Raw genomic sequence first — 15629 nt, forward strand, 5'->3', positions numbered from 1 at the left:
GAGCATGACGCAGCCGCTGACCGACGCCCAGCTCGGCATCTGGTACGCGCACCAACTCGACCCGTCGGGAACCGGCTACCAGGGGGCCCAGTACGTCGACATCGACGGACCCGTGGACGTGCCCGCCTTCGTGGCCGCCGTGCACCGGGCGGTCGAGGAGACCGGGACCCTGCGGGTGACGATCGCCGACGGCCCGGACGGCCCCGTGCTGGCCGCCGACCTGTCGCCGTGGCGCGTGGAAGTCACCGATGTGCAGGAACACGACGACCCGCAGGCCGCCGCACACGCGCGCATGGCCGCCGATCTCGCTCGCCCGGTCGACCTCTCCCGTGGCCCGCTGTTCACCCAGGCACTGTTCGTCCTGGGACCCCGACGCCACCTGTGGTACCAGCGTGCGCACCACATCGTGATGGACGGCTACGGGCATGCCCTGGTCACCCGGCGGGTGGCCGAGCTGTACGCCCGGCCCGGCCTTCCCGCACAGCGGTTCACCAGCCAACAGGCCATGCTCGACGCGGACGCCGCCTACAAGGCATCCCCCGCGCGGGACGCGGATCGCGCCCACTGGCTGGAGCACCTGCGCGGCCTGCCCGTACCGCCGGCCACGATCGCCGGCCGGTCGGCACCCGTGCCCGGCCGGTTCCACCGCCGCTCCCTGGTGCTGCCCCCCGGCACCGCCGACGGCCTGGTCCGGGCCGCCGGGAACAACGCCGCTCAACTGTCCCCGGCCCTGATCGCGGGCGTCGCGGCCTACCTCTCCCGCATGACCGGGGCACGCGACGTCGTGCTCGGCCTGCCGACCCCCGGCCGGGTCGGCGCGGCGGCCCAGGCCTTCGCTGGTACGGCTTCGAACATCGTGCCGCTGCGGGTGCGGGTGGACGGTGCCCGGACGCTGCCCGAACTGACCGACCAGGTCGCCGGTGCCGTGTGGCGGGCGCTGCGCCGCCAGCGGTACCGGTTCGAGCACCTGCGCCGCGACCTGCGGACCGGCGACGCCGTCTTCGGCCCCCTGGTGAACGTCCTGCCGTTCCACCGCGACCTGCGCTTCGGGGAGCACCCCGCGACCGTGCGAGGCCTCGCGCACGGACCGGTCTTCGACCTGTCCTTCTCCTGCGTGACCGACCGGGCGGCCCGGGACCGGGTCCGCATCGACCTCGATGCCAACCCGGCGCTGTACTCACCGTCCGACCTGGCTGGCCACACCGCCCGCTTCGCGGTCTTCCTGGCCGCCCTTGCCCAAGGCGCCCCGATCGGCACCGCTCCGCTGCGCACCGCCGACGAGGCCGGCCCCTCGCCGACGGCCGAGCCGGTCCAGGAGAGGCGCAGGATACCCGGGGTGCACGCCATGATCGCCGCCCGGGTCGCCGAGGCACCGGAGGCGGTCGCCGTCGTCAGCGGCGACGACAGCCTGACCTACCGTGAACTGGACGAGCGGGCAGCCCGTCTCGCGGTCCGGCTCCGGGCCCACGGTGCCCGGCCGGGCACCCTGGTGGCCCTGTCACTGGCCCGTACGACCCGGCTCCCGGTCGCTCTGCTGGCCGTCCTCAAGACCGGCGCCGGCTACCTGCCGGTGGATCCCTCCTACCCCGGCGACCGCATCCGCTTCATGCTGCGGGACGCCGCCCCCGTTCTGCTCCTGACGGATGACACCGACCACGTCGGGACACAGGTTCCCGTGCTGGGGTTCGATGAGCCGGAGGCGCCGGAAGAGACCGCCGACGGCACACCCGCGTTGGCCGGTACCCCCGTCGTTCCCGAAGCCCCGGCCTACGTCATCTACACCTCCGGTTCCACCGGCACCCCCAAGGGCGTCAGCGTTTCCGCCGCCGCCATGGCCGAGTTCGTGGACTGGGGCGTCACCGAATTCGGCACCCACCGGCTGCGCCACGTCCTGGCCGCGACCTCGCTCAACTTCGACGTTTCGGTGTTCGAGCTCTTCGTCCCGCTCGCGGCCGGCGGCACGGTGGAACTCGTCCCCGACCTGCTCGCCCTGACGGAGCGCCCCTGGAAGGGCAGCCTGCTCAGCGGGGTGCCCTCGGCCGTGGCCGGGCTGCTCCGACAGACCGCCGCGCCGTTCGCCGCCGAGACCGTCGTCCTGGCCGGCGAGGCCCTCCCCGCGGCTCTGGTCGCGGAGCTCAGGTCGCACCTCTCGGAGTGCGAGATCCTCAACCTCTACGGGCCGACGGAGGCGACCGTCTATGCCACTGCCTGGCGCGCCTCCGACGATCCGCAGGCCAAGCCACTGATCGGGCGCCCGCTTGCGGGCCGCCGGGCGTACGTCCTCGACCCGGCGTTGCAGCCGGTTCCGCCGGGCACCGAAGGCGAGCTGTATCTGGCCGGGGCCGGCATCGCCGACGGTTATCCGGGCCGGCCCGCGCTGACCGCCCAGCGGTTCCTCGCCGACCCGTTCGGCCGACCCGGCGAGCGCATGTACCGCACCGGTGACCTCGTGCGCTGCACCCCGGACGGCGATCTTGACTACCTGGGCCGCACCGACGAACAGGTGAAGATCCGCGGCTTCCGCATCGAACCGGGCGAGGTCGAGTCCGCGCTCGCCGGCTGTCCCGGTGTCACCACCGCCGTCGTCCTCGCCCGGGAGGACGCCACCGGCCAGAAACAACTCGTCGCCTACGTGGTGGGCACTGCCTCCGGCGCCGAGCTCCGGGCCCACGCCACCGCCACGCTGCCCCGGCACCTGGTCCCGGCCGCCTTCGTGTCCGTCGACGAGCTGCCGCTCAACCCGAACGGGAAACTCGACCGGGCGGCGCTGCCCGCCCCCGACTTCCGAGGGTCGGCCGGCTCCGCCACGCCGCGGGACGAGCGGGAGGCGGCCGTGCGACAGGCGTTCGCGGACGTCCTGGGCATCCCCGACGTGGGTCTGGACGACGACTTCTTCGCGCTCGGCGGCCATTCCCTGTCCGCCACCCAGGTGATCACCCGCGTCCGCGCCGCACTCGGCACCGAGGTGTCGCTGCGCGTGCTGTTCGACCACCCGACGGTGTCCGATCTCGCGGCGGCGCTGACCCCTCGGACCGCCCCGGCCCCGGCCCCGGCCCCCGCCGCACTCGAACGGGATGTGATCCCACTTTCACCCGGCCAGCGCAGGCTGTGGTTCCTGGACCAGATGGCGGGCCCCAGCTACACGGTGCCGTGGGCAGTGCGGCTCACCGGACACGTCGACCACGGCATTCTGCGCCAGGCCCTCGCTGACACCGCCCTACGGCACGAGGCGCTGCGCACCGTCTACCCGGAGGTCGACGGCGAGCCGCGCCAGCTGGTCACCGACAGGCTGCCCGACCTGACCGTCCACCGGATCGAGTCGGACGCACTCGACCGGGCCGTCCAGGCGGAGCTCGGCACCGACTGGCGGCTGGCCGAAAGCCCCCCGGTGCGCGCGGTGCTGTTCGAGATCGGCCCCGACGACGCCGTCCTGCTCGTCGTGGGCCACCACATCGCGCTGGACGGCTGGTCCCTCGGTCTGCTCGGCCGAGATCTGAGCACGGCCTACGCCGCCCGCCGCGCGAGCCGGGCCCCTGCCTGGGACCCAGTCACGCCGTACACCGAGTACGCGCTTCGCGAGCAGGCCAGAGACCTCACGGAGCAGATCTCCTACTGGCGGGAGCGGCTGCAGGGCCTGCCGGACCGCGTCGAGCTGCCCGTGGACCGGCTCCGGCCGGCGGTCGCGAACGCCGAGGGCGCCGAGGCCCGCTTCACCCTCGACGCCGAGACCGTCTCCCGAGCCCGAGAGGTCGCGGCCGGGGCCGGGGCAAGCCTGTTCATGGTGCTCCACGCCGCTCTGGCGGCGCTGCTCACCCGGCTGGGCGCGGGCACCGACATACCGATCGGGGCCGTGGTGGCCGGACGCACGCACCCCTCGTACGAGGACACCATCGGCTGCTTTGTGAACAGTCTGGTGCTCCGCACCGACACGTCGGGGAACCCGTCCTTCGCCGACCTCCTCACCGCCGTGCGGGACGCCGACCTCGTCGACTACGCTCATCAGGACATCGGATTCGACCAGGTGGTCGAGGCGACGCAGCCGGTGCGCAGCCCCGCGTACCACCCGCTGTTCCAGACGATGCTCTCGCTGCGCAACACGCCTCCCGCCACTCTCCGGCTGCCCGGGGTCCGGGCCACGCCGCACCCCGTGGCGCTGTCGTCGGTGAAGTTCGATCTCACGTTCCAGCTGGCCGAAACAGAGGAGGGCCCGATCGAGGGCAGGCTCCAGTACCGCACGGACCTCTTCGAGGCGCAGACCGCCCAGGCGCTGACGGAACGGTACGCCCGCCTCCTCGCCGCCGTGGTCACCGATCCCGCGCGCCGGATCGGATCCGTCGACATCCTGACCGAGGCCGAACGCCGCATGTTCCCCTCCCGTCCCGCGGGGCGGACGCGGTGAAGGAGAAGCTGGAGAGGACAGGGCGCTGGCTGCGGAGCCTGAACCGCTGCCCCGAGCCGAGGGTGCGGGTCGTCTGCTTCCCGCACGCCGGAGGCGCGGCGAGCTACTTCGTGCCGTGGGTGAAGGCGGTGCCAGGCGACGCGGAGCTGTTCGCGGTCCGCTACCCCGGCCGGGAGGACCGGCTGGCGGATCCGTTCGCCGAGTCGATGGAGCAGCTCGCCGAGGAGATCACCCACGCGAGCGCGCCCCTCTTCGACCGGCCCGTGGTGTTCTTCGGTCACAGCATGGGAGCGTCCGTCGCCTACGAGGTCGCGGCCCGGCTGGCAGTCCGGGGGCGGCCGCCGTCGCTGCTCGGCGTGTCCGCCCGCCACGGTCCCGGGTCGGCGCACCGCGCCCGGGCAGTGGCGCACCTGGACGACGACGGCCTCATGGCCGAGGTGAGCGCCCTGGGCGGCACCCCCGCCCAGGCCCTCGCCCATCGGGAGCTGCGTTCCCTGGTGCTGCCGGCCGTCCGGGCCGACTACCGGCTGCTCGACACTTACGAGCCCCGGGTCGTGACTCTCCCCTGTCCCGTCGCCGCCTACTGCGGAACGGAGGACCGGGACGTCCCCGAACCGGCCGTCGGCGCCTGGCAGGCAGTGACCGCCTCGGGCTTCGCCCTGCGCGCCTTCCCCGGCGGCCACTTCTACCTGGCGGACCATACGCGTGACCTGGTCGCCGACCTCCTCGACCGCTGCCCCGCCCTCTTGTAGGGGACCGGACGGCGATGCGACCGGGGCGTCGCGTCAGCGGGGGCGCCCGGGTTTGACCTACGTCACCCCCGGGGTATTCTCTCCGGCTCGATTGGCGTAGCCCCCGCCCCCTATGGCAGACTGTCCGAGTTGCTCGGTCGAGTGTTGATGCTGCGCGCCTCCCGCCGGGGGGACCGGAAGCGAGTCCCACAGTACTCGTCGCCCTAACTGCCACACGGCAGCGCTGGGGCGGACGTACGGGAATCTTTCGGGAAGTGACAGTGCGGCACCGGCCAGGCACCCGGTGGGCCTTCGCCCCCGGCCTGCGGTTCCGTAAGGGCCGTGTGCATTCCCAGCAGGGATGTTCGAACAAGGGACATCCGTGTCAGCGAGAGTGCGACACGCCCGACCGCGGGGGTCGGAGCAAGCGAAGGCAGCAAAAGGAATCCGCCGGGTTCCAGAGCGTGAGAAGAGACAGGACTACTGAGTAGCCATGGCGGGACAGAAGATCCGCATCCGGCTCAAGGCCTACGACCACGAGGTCATCGACAGCTCGGCGAAGAAGATCGTCGAGACGGTGACGCGTACTGGTGCGTCGGTCGCGGGCCCGGTGCCGCTGCCCACTGAGAAGAACGTGTACTGCGTCATCAAGTCGCCGCACAAGTACAAGGACTCGCGCGAGCACTTCGAGATGCGCACGCACAAGCGCCTGATCGACATCCTCGACCCGACCCCCAAGACCGTTGACTCTCTGATGCGACTCGACCTCCCGGCCGGTGTCGACATCGAGATCAAGCTCTGAGGCCGGTGATCTGAACGATGGCTAAGCAGATCAAGGGCATCCTGGGCGAGAAGCTCGGCATGACGCAGGTGTGGGACGCGAACAACCGTGTTGTTCCGGTCACCGTCGTCAAGGCCGGCCCCAACGTCGTCACCCAGGTCCGCACGAACGATGTCGACGGCTACGAGTCCGTCCAGATCGCGTTCGGCGAGATCGACCCGCGCAAGGTGAACAAGCCCCTCAAGGGCCACTTCGCCAAGGCCGACGTCACTCCCCGCCGCCACCTCGTCGAGATCCGTACCGCTGACGCCAGCGAGTACACCCTCGGCCAGGAGATCACCGCCGAGGTGTTCGAGGCCGGCATCAAGGTCGACGTGACCGGCAAGAGCAAGGGCAAGGGCTTCGCCGGTGTCATGAAGCGTCACAACTTCAAGGGCCTCGGCGCCGGACACGGCACCCAGCGCAAGCACCGCTCTCCCGGTTCCATCGGTGGCTGCGCCACCCCGGGCCGTGTGTTCAAGGGCCTCCGCATGGCGGGTCGCATGGGCAACGAGCGGGTCACCACCCAGAACCTGACCGTCCACGCCGTTGACGCGGAGAAGGGTCTGCTGCTCATCAAGGGCGCGGTTCCCGGTCCGAACGGCGGCCTCGTCCTGGTCCGCACCGCGGCCAAGGGGGCCTGAGGTAACCGATGAGCACTGTTGACATCCTTTCGCCGGCGGGCGACAAGGCCGGTTCCGTCGAGCTCCCCGCGGAGATCTTCGACGTCGAGAAGGTCAGCATCCCGCTGATCCACCAGGTCGTCGTCGCACAGCTGGCCGCTGCCCGCCAGGGCACGCACAAGACCAAGACCCGTGGCGAAGTCCGCGGCGGTGGCAAGAAGCCGTACCGCCAGAAGGGCACCGGTCGCGCCCGTCAGGGTTCGACCCGCGCGCCGCAGTTCGCCGGTGGTGGCGTCGTGCACGGTCCCGTGCCACGTGACTACTCGCAGCGGACGCCCAAGAAGATGAAGGCTGCCGCGCTGCGTCACGCCCTCACCGACCGGGCCCGCCACAACCGCATCCACGTCGTCTCCGGCGTCGTCGAGGGTGACAACCCGTCGACGAAGGCCGCCAAGACGCTGTTCGGCAAGATCTCGGAGCGCAAGAACCTGCTCCTGGTCGTCGACCGCGCCGACGAGGCCGCGTGGCTGTCCGCCCGCAACCTGCCCCAGATCCACATCCTGGAGCCGGGCCAGCTGAACACGTACGACGTTCTCGTCTCGGACGACGTGGTCTTCACCCAGGCCGCCTTCGAGTCCTTCGTGTCCGGCCCGAAGGCCAACGACACCGAAGGGAGCGAGGCCTGATGGCTATCCGTCACCCCGCTATCGCCTCCAAGGCGGCGAAGAAGGCCAAGGCCGCTCGCGTCGCCAAGGCGCGTCGCCACGCGACCGAGGGCAAGAACACCGTCGAGACCCCGCTGAGCAAGTCCTTCACGGACCCCCGTGACGTGCTGCTCAAGCCGGTCGTCTCCGAGAAGAGCTACGCGCTTCTCGACGAGGGCAAGTACACGTTCATCGTGGACCCGAGCGCCAACAAGACCCAGATCAAGCAGGCCGTCCAGGCGGTCTTCTCGGTCAAGGTCACCGGGGTCAACACGATCAACCGCCAGGGCAAGCGCAAGCGGACCCGCACCGGCTTCGGCCAGCGTGCGTCCACCAAGCGCGCGATCGTGACCCTCGCTGAGGGCGACCGTATCGACATCTTCGGCGGTCCGACCGCCTAAGGGCGGTCCGGATCGTCCGATATCGGACGAGGACTGAGAAATGGGAATCCGCAAGTACAAGCCGACTACGCCGGGCCGTCGTGGCTCCAGCGTCGCCGACTTCGTCGAGGTCACGCGGTCCACGCCGGAGAAGTCGTTGGTCCGCCCCCTGCACAGCAAGGGTGGCCGTAACAACTCCGGTCGTGTGACCGTCCGCCACCAGGGTGGTGGCCACAAGCGCGCCTACCGCGTGATCGACTTCCGTCGTCACGACAAGGACGGCGTGCCGGCGAAGGTCGCGCACATCGAGTACGACCCCAACCGCACCGCGCGCATCGCGCTCCTGCACTACGCGGACGGCGAGAAGCGCTACATCCTCGCGCCGCGTGGCCTGAGCCAGGGCGACCGCGTCGAGAACGGTCCCGGGGCCGACATCAAGCCGGGCAACAACCTTGCCCTGCGCAACATCCCGGTCGGTACCACGCTGCACGCCATCGAGCTGCGTCCGGGCGGCGGTGCGAAGTTCGCCCGCTCCGCCGGCGCCTCGGTGCAGCTGCTCGCGAAGGAGGGCTCGATGGCCCACCTCCGCATGCCGTCCGGTGAGATCCGCCTGGTCGACCAGCGCTGCCGCGCCACGGTCGGCGAGGTGGGCAACGCCGAGCAGAGCAACATCAACTGGGGTAAGGCGGGCCGTAAGCGCTGGCTGGGCGTCCGCCCGACCGTGCGTGGTGTGGTCATGAACCCGGTGGACCACCCGCACGGTGGTGGCGAAGGCCGTACCTCGGGTGGTCGCCACCCGGTGTCCCCCTGGGGCAAGAAGGAAGGCCGTACTCGTTCGCCCAAGAAGGCGTCGAACAAGTACATCGTCCGCCGCCGCAAGACGAACAAGAAGCGCTAAGGACGGGTTGAGATGCCTCGTAGCTTGAAGAAGGGGCCCTTCGTCGACGACCACCTGATCAAGAAGGTGGACGCCCAGAACGAAGCGGGCACCAAGAACGTCATCAAGACCTGGTCCCGTCGCTCCATGATCGTGCCGGCCATGCTCGGCCACACGCTCGCGGTGCACAACGGCAAGACCCACATTCCGGTGTTCGTCACCGAGTCGATGGTCGGCCACAAGCTCGGCGAGTTCTCGCCGACGCGCACCTTCCGGGGTCACGTCAAGGACGACCGGAAGTCGAAGCGCCGCTAAGCGCGGGGTGGAATGACCATGACAGACACTGGAAGGACAACCATGGAAGCCAGGGCCCAGGCGCGGTACATCCGCGTCACGCCCATGAAGGCCCGCCGCGTGGTGGACCTCATCCGTGGCCTCGACGCCACGGAGGCTCAGGCGGTCCTGCGTTTCGCCCCGCAGGCCGCGAGCCAGCCGGTCGGCAAGGTGCTGGACAGCGCCATCGCCAACGCCGCGCACAACTACGACCACACCGATGTCGACAGCCTCTTCGTCTCCGAGGCCTACGTCGACGAGGGCCCGACCCTGAAGCGGTTCCGTCCGCGTGCCCAGGGCCGCGCCTACCGGATCCGCAAGCGGACCAGCCACATCACCGTGGTCGTCAGCAGCAAGGAAGGAACCCGGTAATGGGCCAGAAGGTAAACCCGCACGGGTTCCGGCTCGGTGTCACGACCGACTTCAAGTCGCGTTGGTACGCCGACAAGCTGTACAAGGACTACGTCAAGGAAGACGTCGCCATCCGTCGGATGATGACGTCCGGCATGGAGCGCGCCGGCATCTCCAAGGTCGAGATCGAGCGCACCCGTGACCGCGTGCGTGTGGACATCCACACCGCTCGTCCGGGCATCGTCATCGGCCGCCGTGGCGCCGAGGCCGACCGCATCCGCGGTGACCTCGAGAAGCTCACGGGCAAGCAGGTCCAGCTGAACATCCTCGAGGTCAAGAACCCCGAGACCGACGCTCAGCTGGTTGCCCAGGCCGTCGCCGAGCAGCTCTCCTCCCGCGTCTCCTTCCGCCGTGCCATGCGTAAGAGCATGCAGTCGGCGATGAAGGCCGGCGCCAAGGGCATCAAGATCCAGTGCGGTGGCCGCCTCGGTGGCGCCGAGATGTCCCGCTCGGAGTTCTACCGCGAGGGCCGCGTGCCCCTGCACACGCTCCGCGCGAACGTGGACTACGGCTTCTTCGAGGCCAAGACGACCTTCGGCCGCATCGGCGTGAAGGTCTGGATCTACAAGGGCGACGTCAAGAACATCGCCGAGGTCCGCGCCGAGAACGCTGCGGCCCGTGCGGGTAACCGCCCGGCCCGTGGTGGCGCCGACCGCCCGGCCCGTGGTGGCCGTGGTGGCGAGCGTGGCGGGCGCGGTCGCAAGCCGCAGCAGGCTGCCGGTGCCGAGGCCCCCAAGGCCGAGGCTCCCGCCGCCGCCGCTCCGGCTGAGAGCACCGGAACGGAGGCCTGACCGTCATGCTGATCCCCCGTAGGGTCAAGCACCGCAAGCAGCACCACCCCAAGCGCAACGGCATGTCCAAGGGTGGCACGCAGGTCGCGTTCGGCGAGTACGGCATCCAGGCGCTGACCCCGGCGTACGTGACGAACCGCCAGATCGAGGCCGCTCGTATCGCCATGACCCGCCACATCAAGCGTGGCGGCAAGGTCTGGATCAACATCTACCCGGACCGCCCCCTCACCAAGAAGCCCGCCGAGACCCGCATGGGTTCCGGTAAGGGTTCTCCTGAGTGGTGGATCGCCAACGTCAAGCCCGGACGCGTGATGTTCGAGCTGTCGTACCCCAACGAGAAGATCGCGCGCGAGGCCCTGACCCGTGCGGCTCACAAGCTGCCGATGAAGTGCAAGATCGTCAAGCGCGAGGCAGGTGAAGCGTGATGTCGGCCGGTACCAAGGCGTCCGAGCTGCGCGAGCTGGGCAACGAGGAGCTCCTCAACAAGCTCCGCGAGGCCAAGGAAGAGCTGTTCAACCTCCGCTTCCAGGCGGCGACGGGCCAGCTCGAGAACCACGGCCGGCTCAAGGCCGTCCGTAAGGACATCGCGCGGATCTACACCCTGATGCGTGAGCGCGAGCTGGGCATCGAGACGGTGGAGAGCGCCTGATGAGCGAGAGCAACGTGACTGAAGAGACCAAGACGGACCGCGGTTTCCGCAAGACCCGTGAGGGTCTGGTCGTCAGCGACAAGATGGACAAGACCGTCGTCGTCGCCGTCGAGGACCGCGTCAAGCACGCGCTGTACGGCAAGGTCATCCGCCGTACGAGCAAGCTCAAGGCCCACGACGAGCAGAACGCCGCGGGTGTCGGCGACCGTGTCCTCCTCATGGAGACCCGGCCGCTGTCCGCGACGAAGCGCTGGCGCGTCGTCGAGATCCTCGAGAAGGCCAAGTAATTCCCGCAAGGGGATTCCGAAGGCAAGCACATCCCTCCTAGGGGGACCCCCTAGGAATCGTTCCGCCAGGCTCGGGGAGACGCGTGAGTCATTCACGCTTCTCCCCGGGAACCGGCAGACAATCAGGAGATAGACGTGATCCAGCAGGAGTCGCGACTGCGTGTCGCCGACAACACTGGTGCGAAGGAGATCCTTTGCATCCGTGTGCTCGGTGGCTCCGGTCGCCGCTACGCGGGTGTCGGTGACGTCATCGTCGCCACCGTCAAGGACGCGATCCCCGGTGGCAACGTGAAGAAGGGTGACGTCGTCAAGGCGGTCATCGTTCGCACCGTCAAGGAGCGCCGCCGTCCGGACGGCTCGTACATCCGCTTCGACGAGAACGCCGCCGTCATTCTCAAGAACGACGGCGACCCTCGTGGCACCCGTATCTTCGGCCCGGTGGGCCGGGAGCTGCGCGAGAAGAAGTTCATGAAGATCATCTCCCTCGCGCCGGAGGTGCTGTGAGCATGAAGATCAAGAAGGGCGACCTGGTCCAGGTCATCACGGGTAAGGACAAGGGCAAGCAGGGCAAGGTCATTGCCGCTTACCCGCGCGACGAGCGCGTCCTGGTCGAGGGTGTCAACCGGGTCAAGAAGCACACCAAGGCCGGTCCGACGGCTCGCGGTTCGCAGGCCGGCGGCATCGTCACCACCGAGGCGCCGATCCACGTCTCCAACGTCCAGCTGGTCGTGGAGAAGGACGGCAACAAGGTCGTGACCCGCGTCGGTTACCGCTTCGACGACGAAGGCAACAAGATCCGCGTTGCCAAGCGGACGGGTGAGGACATCTGATGACGACCACCACCAGCCCGCGTCTGAAGCAGAAGTACCGTGACGAGATCACGGGCAAGCTGCGTGACGAGTTCAAGTACGAGAACGTCATGCAGATCCCCGGTCTCGTCAAGATCGTGGTCAACATGGGTGTGGGCGACGCCGCCCGCGACTCCAAGCTGATCGAGGGTGCCATCAAGGACCTCACCACGATCACCGGTCAGAAGCCGGCCGTCACCAAGGCCCGCAAGTCCATCGCGCAGTTCAAGCTGCGTGAGGGCCAGCCGATCGGTGCCCACGTCACGCTTCGTGGCGACCGCATGTGGGAGTTCCTGGACCGCACCCTGTCGCTCGCGCTGCCGCGCATCCGCGACTTCCGCGGCCTGTCCCCCAAGCAGTTCGACGGCCGTGGCAACTACACCTTCGGTCTCACGGAGCAGGTCATGTTCCACGAGATCGACCAGGACAAGATCGACCGCACCCGGGGTATGGACATCACCGTGGTGACCACGGCGACCAACGACGCTGAGGGCCGCGCGCTCCTTCGTCACCTCGGCTTCCCCTTCAAGGAGGCGTGAGCGAGATGGCGAAGAAGGCTCTGATCGCTAAGGCTGCTCGCAAGCCCAAGTTCGGTGTGCGTGGCTACACCCGTTGCCAGCGTTGCGGCCGCCCGCACTCCGTGTACCGCAAGTTCGGCCTCTGCCGCGTGTGCCTTCGTGAGATGGCTCACCGTGGCGAGCTGCCGGGCGTGACCAAGAGCTCCTGGTAATCCCCCTTACAAGGGATTCGCAGGGCTCTCGGTAAGCACGTAGGGGTGGCAGGACGCCCGGCCCGCATGGCTTAGGCTTGTGGGGTTGGGCGTCTGCCGCCGCCCGTACGCCGCGGACACCTGTCCGCTCATTGAATGCTTACTACGCCGTAGGTCCACCGCGCCGCACCCGTCCCGTCTCGGATCGGGGAGAGGGATGGCGCACCAGGAAACCCCGGCGAGAGAGGCCGAAGGCCAATTCATGACCATGACTGATCCGATCGCAGACATGCTGACGCGTCTGCGGAACGCGAACTCGGCATACCACGACTCCGTGACGATGCCGGCGTCCAAGATCAAGTCGCACATCGCGGAGATCCTCCAGCAGGAGGGCTTCATCACGGGCTGGAAGGTCGAGGACGCCGAGGTCGGCAAGAACCTCGTCCTGGAGCTGAAGTTCGGCCCCAACCGTGAGCGCTCCATCGCGGGCATCAAGCGGATCTCCAAGCCCGGTCTCCGGGTGTACGCGAAGTCCACCAACCTGCCGAAGGTTCTCGGCGGCCTGGGCGTGGCCATCATCTCCACGTCCCACGGTCTCCTGACCGACAAGCAGGCGCAGAAGAAGGGCGTGGGTGGGGAAGTCCTCGCCTACGTCTGGTAATTCGGGAACGGAGGAGAGACAGCAATGTCGCGTATCGGCAAGCTCCCCATCCCGGTTCCCGCCGGCGTGGACGTCACCATCGACGGCCGTACGGTCTCGGTCAAGGGCCCCAAGGGCGAACTGACCCACACCGTCATCGCGCCGATCGACATCGCGAAGGCCGAGGACGGCACCCTTCAGGTGCTGCGGCCGAACGACGAGCGGCAGAGCAAGGCCCTGCACGGCCTGTCCCGCACGCTGGTGGCGAACATGATCACCGGTGTGACCACGGGATACGTCAAGAAGCTCGAAATCAGCGGTGTCGGCTACCGTGTCCTGGCCAAGGGCTCCAACCTGGAGTTCTCCCTGGGCTACAGCCACCCGATCCTGGTCGAGGCCCCCGAGGGCATCACCTTCAAGGTGGAGTCCCCGACCCGTTTCTCGGTCGAGGGCATCGACAAGCAGAAGGTCGGCGAGGTTGCGGCCAACATCCGCAAGCTGCGCAAGCCCGACCCGTACAAGGCCAAGGGCGTCAAGTACGAGGGCGAAGTCATCCGCCGCAAGGTCGGAAAGGCGGGTAAGTAAGCCATGGCATACGGGCAGAAGATCCTCAAGGGCGACGCCTACAAGCGCGCCGCGATCAAGCGCCGCCACATTCGTATCCGTAAGCACATCAACGGTACGGCGGAGCGTCCGCGCCTGGTCGTCACCCGCTCGAACCGCCACATCGTGGCCCAGGTGATCGACGACATCAAGGGTCACACCCTGGCGTCGGCGTCCACCCTGGACACCTCGATCCGCGGTGGCGAGGGCGACAAGTCCGCGCAGGCCAAGCAGGTCGGCGCCCTGGTCGCCGAGCGCGCCAAGGCCGCCGGTGTCGAGGCCGTCGTGTTCGACCGTGGTGGTAACCAGTACGCGGGGCGCATCGCCGCCCTGGCGGACGCCGCCCGCGAGGCCGGACTCAAGTTCTGAGTCGGTTCCGTAGCTAGCGGAAACAGAGAGAGGTAATTCCAATGGCTGGACCCCAGCGCCGCGGTGGCGGTGCCGGTGGCGGCGAGCGGCGGGACCGGAAGGGCCGTGACGGCGGCGCTGCTGCCGCCGAGAAGACCGCGTACGTTGAGCGCGTCGTCGCGATCAACCGCGTCGCCAAGGTTGTGAAGGGTGGTCGTCGCTTCAGCTTCACCGCGCTGGTCGTGGTGGGCGACGGTGACGGCACCGTGGGTGTCGGATACGGCAAGGCCAAGGAGGTGCCGGCCGCCATCGCCAAGGGCGTTGAGGAGGCCAAGAAGCACTTCTTCAAGGTCCCCCGCATCCAGGGCACCATCCCGCACCCCATCCAGGGTGAGAAGGCTGCCGGCGTCGTGCTCCTGAAGCCCGCGTCGCCCGGTACCGGTGTTATCGCCGGTGGTCCGGTGCGTGCCGTGCTCGAGTGCGCCGGTATCCACGACGTGCTGTCGAAGTCGCTCGGCTCCGACAACGCGATCAACATCGTGCACGCGACCGTGGAGGCCCTCAAGGGTCTGCAGCGTCCCGAGGAGATCGCGGCCCGCCGTGGTCTGCCCCTCGAGGACGTCGCCCCCGCGGCTCTCCTGCGTGCGCGTGCCGGGGCGGGTGCGTAATCATGGCGCAGCTCAAGATTACGCAGGTCAAGTCCTACATCGGCAGCAAGCAGAACCACCGCGACACCCTGCGTTCCCTTGGTCTCAAGGGCATCAACACGCAGGTCGTCAAGGAGGATCGTCCCGAGTTCCGCGGCATGGTGCACACCGTCCGCCACCTCGTGACGGTCGAGGAGGTCGACTGATCATGGCGGAGCAGAACCCGCTCAAGATCCACAACCTCCGTCCCGCCCCGGGCGCCAAGACCGCCAAGACCCGTGTGGGTCGTGGTGAGGCGTCGAAGGGTAAGACGGCCGGTCGTGGTACCAAGGGCACGAAGGCCCGTTACCAGGTTCCGGAGCGCTTCGAGGGTGGCCAGATGCCCCTCCACATGCGTCTCCCGAAGCTGAAGGGCTTCAAGAACCCGTTCAAGACCGAGTTCCAGGTCGTCAACCTCGACAAGCTGGCCGCGCTCTACCCCGAGGGTGGCGAGGTCACCGTCGAGGGTCTGGTGGCCAAGGGGGCCGTTCGCAAGAACAGCCTCGTCAAGGTCCTCGGCCAGGGCGAGATCTCCGTGGCGCTGCAGGTGACGGTCGACGCCGTCTCCGGCTCCGCCAAGGAGAAGATCACCGCCGCCGGCGGTACTGTCACCGAGCTCGTCTGAACACCACAGGCGTCTCGATGACCTGAGCGATCCCGACCGGGGATACCCCACAAATGGGGTATCCCCGGTCGGTCGTTCCTAGGGCGGCAGTCTCGCCGGTAAGGTGGCCTGCACTGCCCACTTTCACAGGGTGCTGTACTACGGGCACTCTGGGCGGCAGTTGAC

General features: G+C 68.7%; 23 protein-coding genes. All 23 read left to right on the forward strand.

The window, feature by feature from the left end; all coding sequences use genetic code 11:
- Positions 1-4 precede the first annotated feature (4 nt).
- The 23 genes from AB0B29_RS05895 to rplO all read left to right on the forward strand — a co-directional run bounded on the left by AB0B29_RS05895 (position 5) and on the right by rplO (position 15464).
- Positions 5-4399, forward strand: coding sequence for an amino acid adenylation domain-containing protein (locus AB0B29_RS05895; protein WP_362234529.1), 4395 nt, complete (start codon positions 5-7; stop codon positions 4397-4399).
- Positions 4396-5151: a thioesterase II family protein gene (locus tag AB0B29_RS05900; RefSeq protein WP_362234532.1), complete on the forward strand. Its 756-nt coding sequence runs from the start codon at positions 4396-4398 to the stop codon at positions 5149-5151. The genes AB0B29_RS05895 and AB0B29_RS05900 overlap by 4 nt, the downstream gene beginning before the upstream one ends.
- Before the next feature lie 472 nt (positions 5152-5623).
- Positions 5624-5932 carry a 30S ribosomal protein S10 gene (gene rpsJ, locus AB0B29_RS05905; protein WP_003948644.1) on the forward strand — a complete coding sequence of 103 codons (309 nt, stop codon included), beginning with the start codon at positions 5624-5626 and terminating at the stop codon, positions 5930-5932.
- Between the two features lie 17 nt (positions 5933-5949).
- The gene (rplC, locus tag AB0B29_RS05910; RefSeq protein WP_033308969.1) at positions 5950-6594 is read left to right on the forward strand and encodes a 50S ribosomal protein L3; all 645 of its coding nucleotides are present in this window, start codon (positions 5950-5952) and stop codon (positions 6592-6594) included.
- Between the two features lie 8 nt (positions 6595-6602).
- Complete coding sequence (gene rplD / locus AB0B29_RS05915; RefSeq protein ID WP_362234535.1) at positions 6603-7259, forward strand: 50S ribosomal protein L4; 657 nt, start codon at positions 6603-6605, stop codon at positions 7257-7259.
- Positions 7259-7678 carry a 50S ribosomal protein L23 gene (rplW, locus tag AB0B29_RS05920; protein ID WP_333932837.1) on the forward strand — a complete coding sequence of 140 codons (420 nt, stop codon included), beginning with the start codon at positions 7259-7261 and terminating at the stop codon, positions 7676-7678. Before rplD ends, rplW begins: the two co-directional genes overlap by 1 nt.
- Positions 7679-7718: 40 nt before the next feature.
- Positions 7719-8555, forward strand: coding sequence for a 50S ribosomal protein L2 (gene rplB, locus AB0B29_RS05925; RefSeq protein WP_031141294.1), 837 nt, complete (start codon positions 7719-7721; stop codon positions 8553-8555).
- A 12-nt stretch (positions 8556-8567) separates the two neighbouring features.
- Positions 8568-8849 carry a 30S ribosomal protein S19 gene (gene rpsS, locus AB0B29_RS05930; RefSeq protein ID WP_003992359.1) on the forward strand — a complete coding sequence of 94 codons (282 nt, stop codon included), beginning with the start codon at positions 8568-8570 and terminating at the stop codon, positions 8847-8849.
- 42 nt (positions 8850-8891) lie between these two features.
- Entirely contained in the window at positions 8892-9239 is a 348-nt protein-coding gene (gene rplV, locus AB0B29_RS05935; protein ID WP_053674521.1) for a 50S ribosomal protein L22, read from the forward strand.
- The gene (gene rpsC, locus AB0B29_RS05940; protein WP_030317320.1) at positions 9239-10069 is read left to right on the forward strand and encodes a 30S ribosomal protein S3; all 831 of its coding nucleotides are present in this window, start codon (positions 9239-9241) and stop codon (positions 10067-10069) included. The genes rplV and rpsC overlap by 1 nt, the downstream gene beginning before the upstream one ends.
- Before the next feature lie 5 nt (positions 10070-10074).
- On the forward strand, positions 10075-10494 hold the full coding sequence (rplP, locus tag AB0B29_RS05945) for a 50S ribosomal protein L16 (RefSeq protein WP_003992362.1): 420 nt from the start codon (positions 10075-10077) through the stop codon (positions 10492-10494).
- Entirely contained in the window at positions 10494-10718 is a 225-nt protein-coding gene (gene rpmC, locus AB0B29_RS05950) for a 50S ribosomal protein L29 (RefSeq protein WP_010036720.1), read from the forward strand. The genes rplP and rpmC overlap by 1 nt, the downstream gene beginning before the upstream one ends.
- Positions 10718-11005 (forward strand): 30S ribosomal protein S17, encoded by a 288-nt coding sequence (rpsQ, locus tag AB0B29_RS05955; RefSeq protein ID WP_030839660.1) that lies wholly within the window; start codon positions 10718-10720, stop codon positions 11003-11005. The genes rpmC and rpsQ overlap by 1 nt, the downstream gene beginning before the upstream one ends.
- A gap of 135 nt (positions 11006-11140) precedes the next feature.
- Positions 11141-11509 (forward strand): 50S ribosomal protein L14, encoded by a 369-nt coding sequence (gene rplN / locus AB0B29_RS05960; protein ID WP_041985720.1) that lies wholly within the window; start codon positions 11141-11143, stop codon positions 11507-11509.
- 2 nt (positions 11510-11511) lie between these two features.
- Positions 11512-11835, forward strand: coding sequence for a 50S ribosomal protein L24 (gene rplX / locus AB0B29_RS05965; protein WP_053674523.1), 324 nt, complete (start codon positions 11512-11514; stop codon positions 11833-11835).
- The gene (gene rplE, locus AB0B29_RS05970) at positions 11835-12392 is read left to right on the forward strand and encodes a 50S ribosomal protein L5 (RefSeq protein ID WP_362234540.1); all 558 of its coding nucleotides are present in this window, start codon (positions 11835-11837) and stop codon (positions 12390-12392) included. Before rplX ends, rplE begins: the two co-directional genes overlap by 1 nt.
- Before the next feature lie 5 nt (positions 12393-12397).
- Positions 12398-12583, forward strand: coding sequence for a type Z 30S ribosomal protein S14 (locus tag AB0B29_RS05975; RefSeq protein WP_003948630.1), 186 nt, complete (start codon positions 12398-12400; stop codon positions 12581-12583).
- A gap of 241 nt (positions 12584-12824) precedes the next feature.
- Positions 12825-13223: a 30S ribosomal protein S8 gene (gene rpsH / locus AB0B29_RS05980; protein ID WP_030839654.1), complete on the forward strand. Its 399-nt coding sequence runs from the start codon at positions 12825-12827 to the stop codon at positions 13221-13223.
- 24 nt (positions 13224-13247) lie between these two features.
- Positions 13248-13787, forward strand: a complete 540-nt coding sequence (gene rplF, locus AB0B29_RS05985) for a 50S ribosomal protein L6 (protein ID WP_053674524.1) — start codon at positions 13248-13250, stop codon at positions 13785-13787.
- A gap of 3 nt (positions 13788-13790) precedes the next feature.
- The gene (rplR, locus tag AB0B29_RS05990) at positions 13791-14174 is read left to right on the forward strand and encodes a 50S ribosomal protein L18 (RefSeq protein ID WP_007494754.1); all 384 of its coding nucleotides are present in this window, start codon (positions 13791-13793) and stop codon (positions 14172-14174) included.
- Positions 14175-14215: 41 nt separating this feature from the next.
- Complete coding sequence (gene rpsE / locus AB0B29_RS05995; RefSeq protein WP_009190144.1) at positions 14216-14821, forward strand: 30S ribosomal protein S5; 606 nt, start codon at positions 14216-14218, stop codon at positions 14819-14821.
- 2 nt (positions 14822-14823) lie between these two features.
- Positions 14824-15006, forward strand: coding sequence for a 50S ribosomal protein L30 (gene rpmD, locus AB0B29_RS06000; RefSeq protein WP_003974250.1), 183 nt, complete (start codon positions 14824-14826; stop codon positions 15004-15006).
- A gap of 2 nt (positions 15007-15008) precedes the next feature.
- On the forward strand, positions 15009-15464 hold the full coding sequence (gene rplO / locus AB0B29_RS06005; protein ID WP_023547373.1) for a 50S ribosomal protein L15: 456 nt from the start codon (positions 15009-15011) through the stop codon (positions 15462-15464).
- Positions 15465-15629 lie beyond the last annotated feature (165 nt).

It is taken from the genome of Streptomyces tibetensis (assembly GCF_040647715.1).
GTDB classification, from domain to species: Bacteria; Actinomycetota; Actinomycetes; order Streptomycetales; family Streptomycetaceae; genus Streptomyces; species Streptomyces tibetensis_A.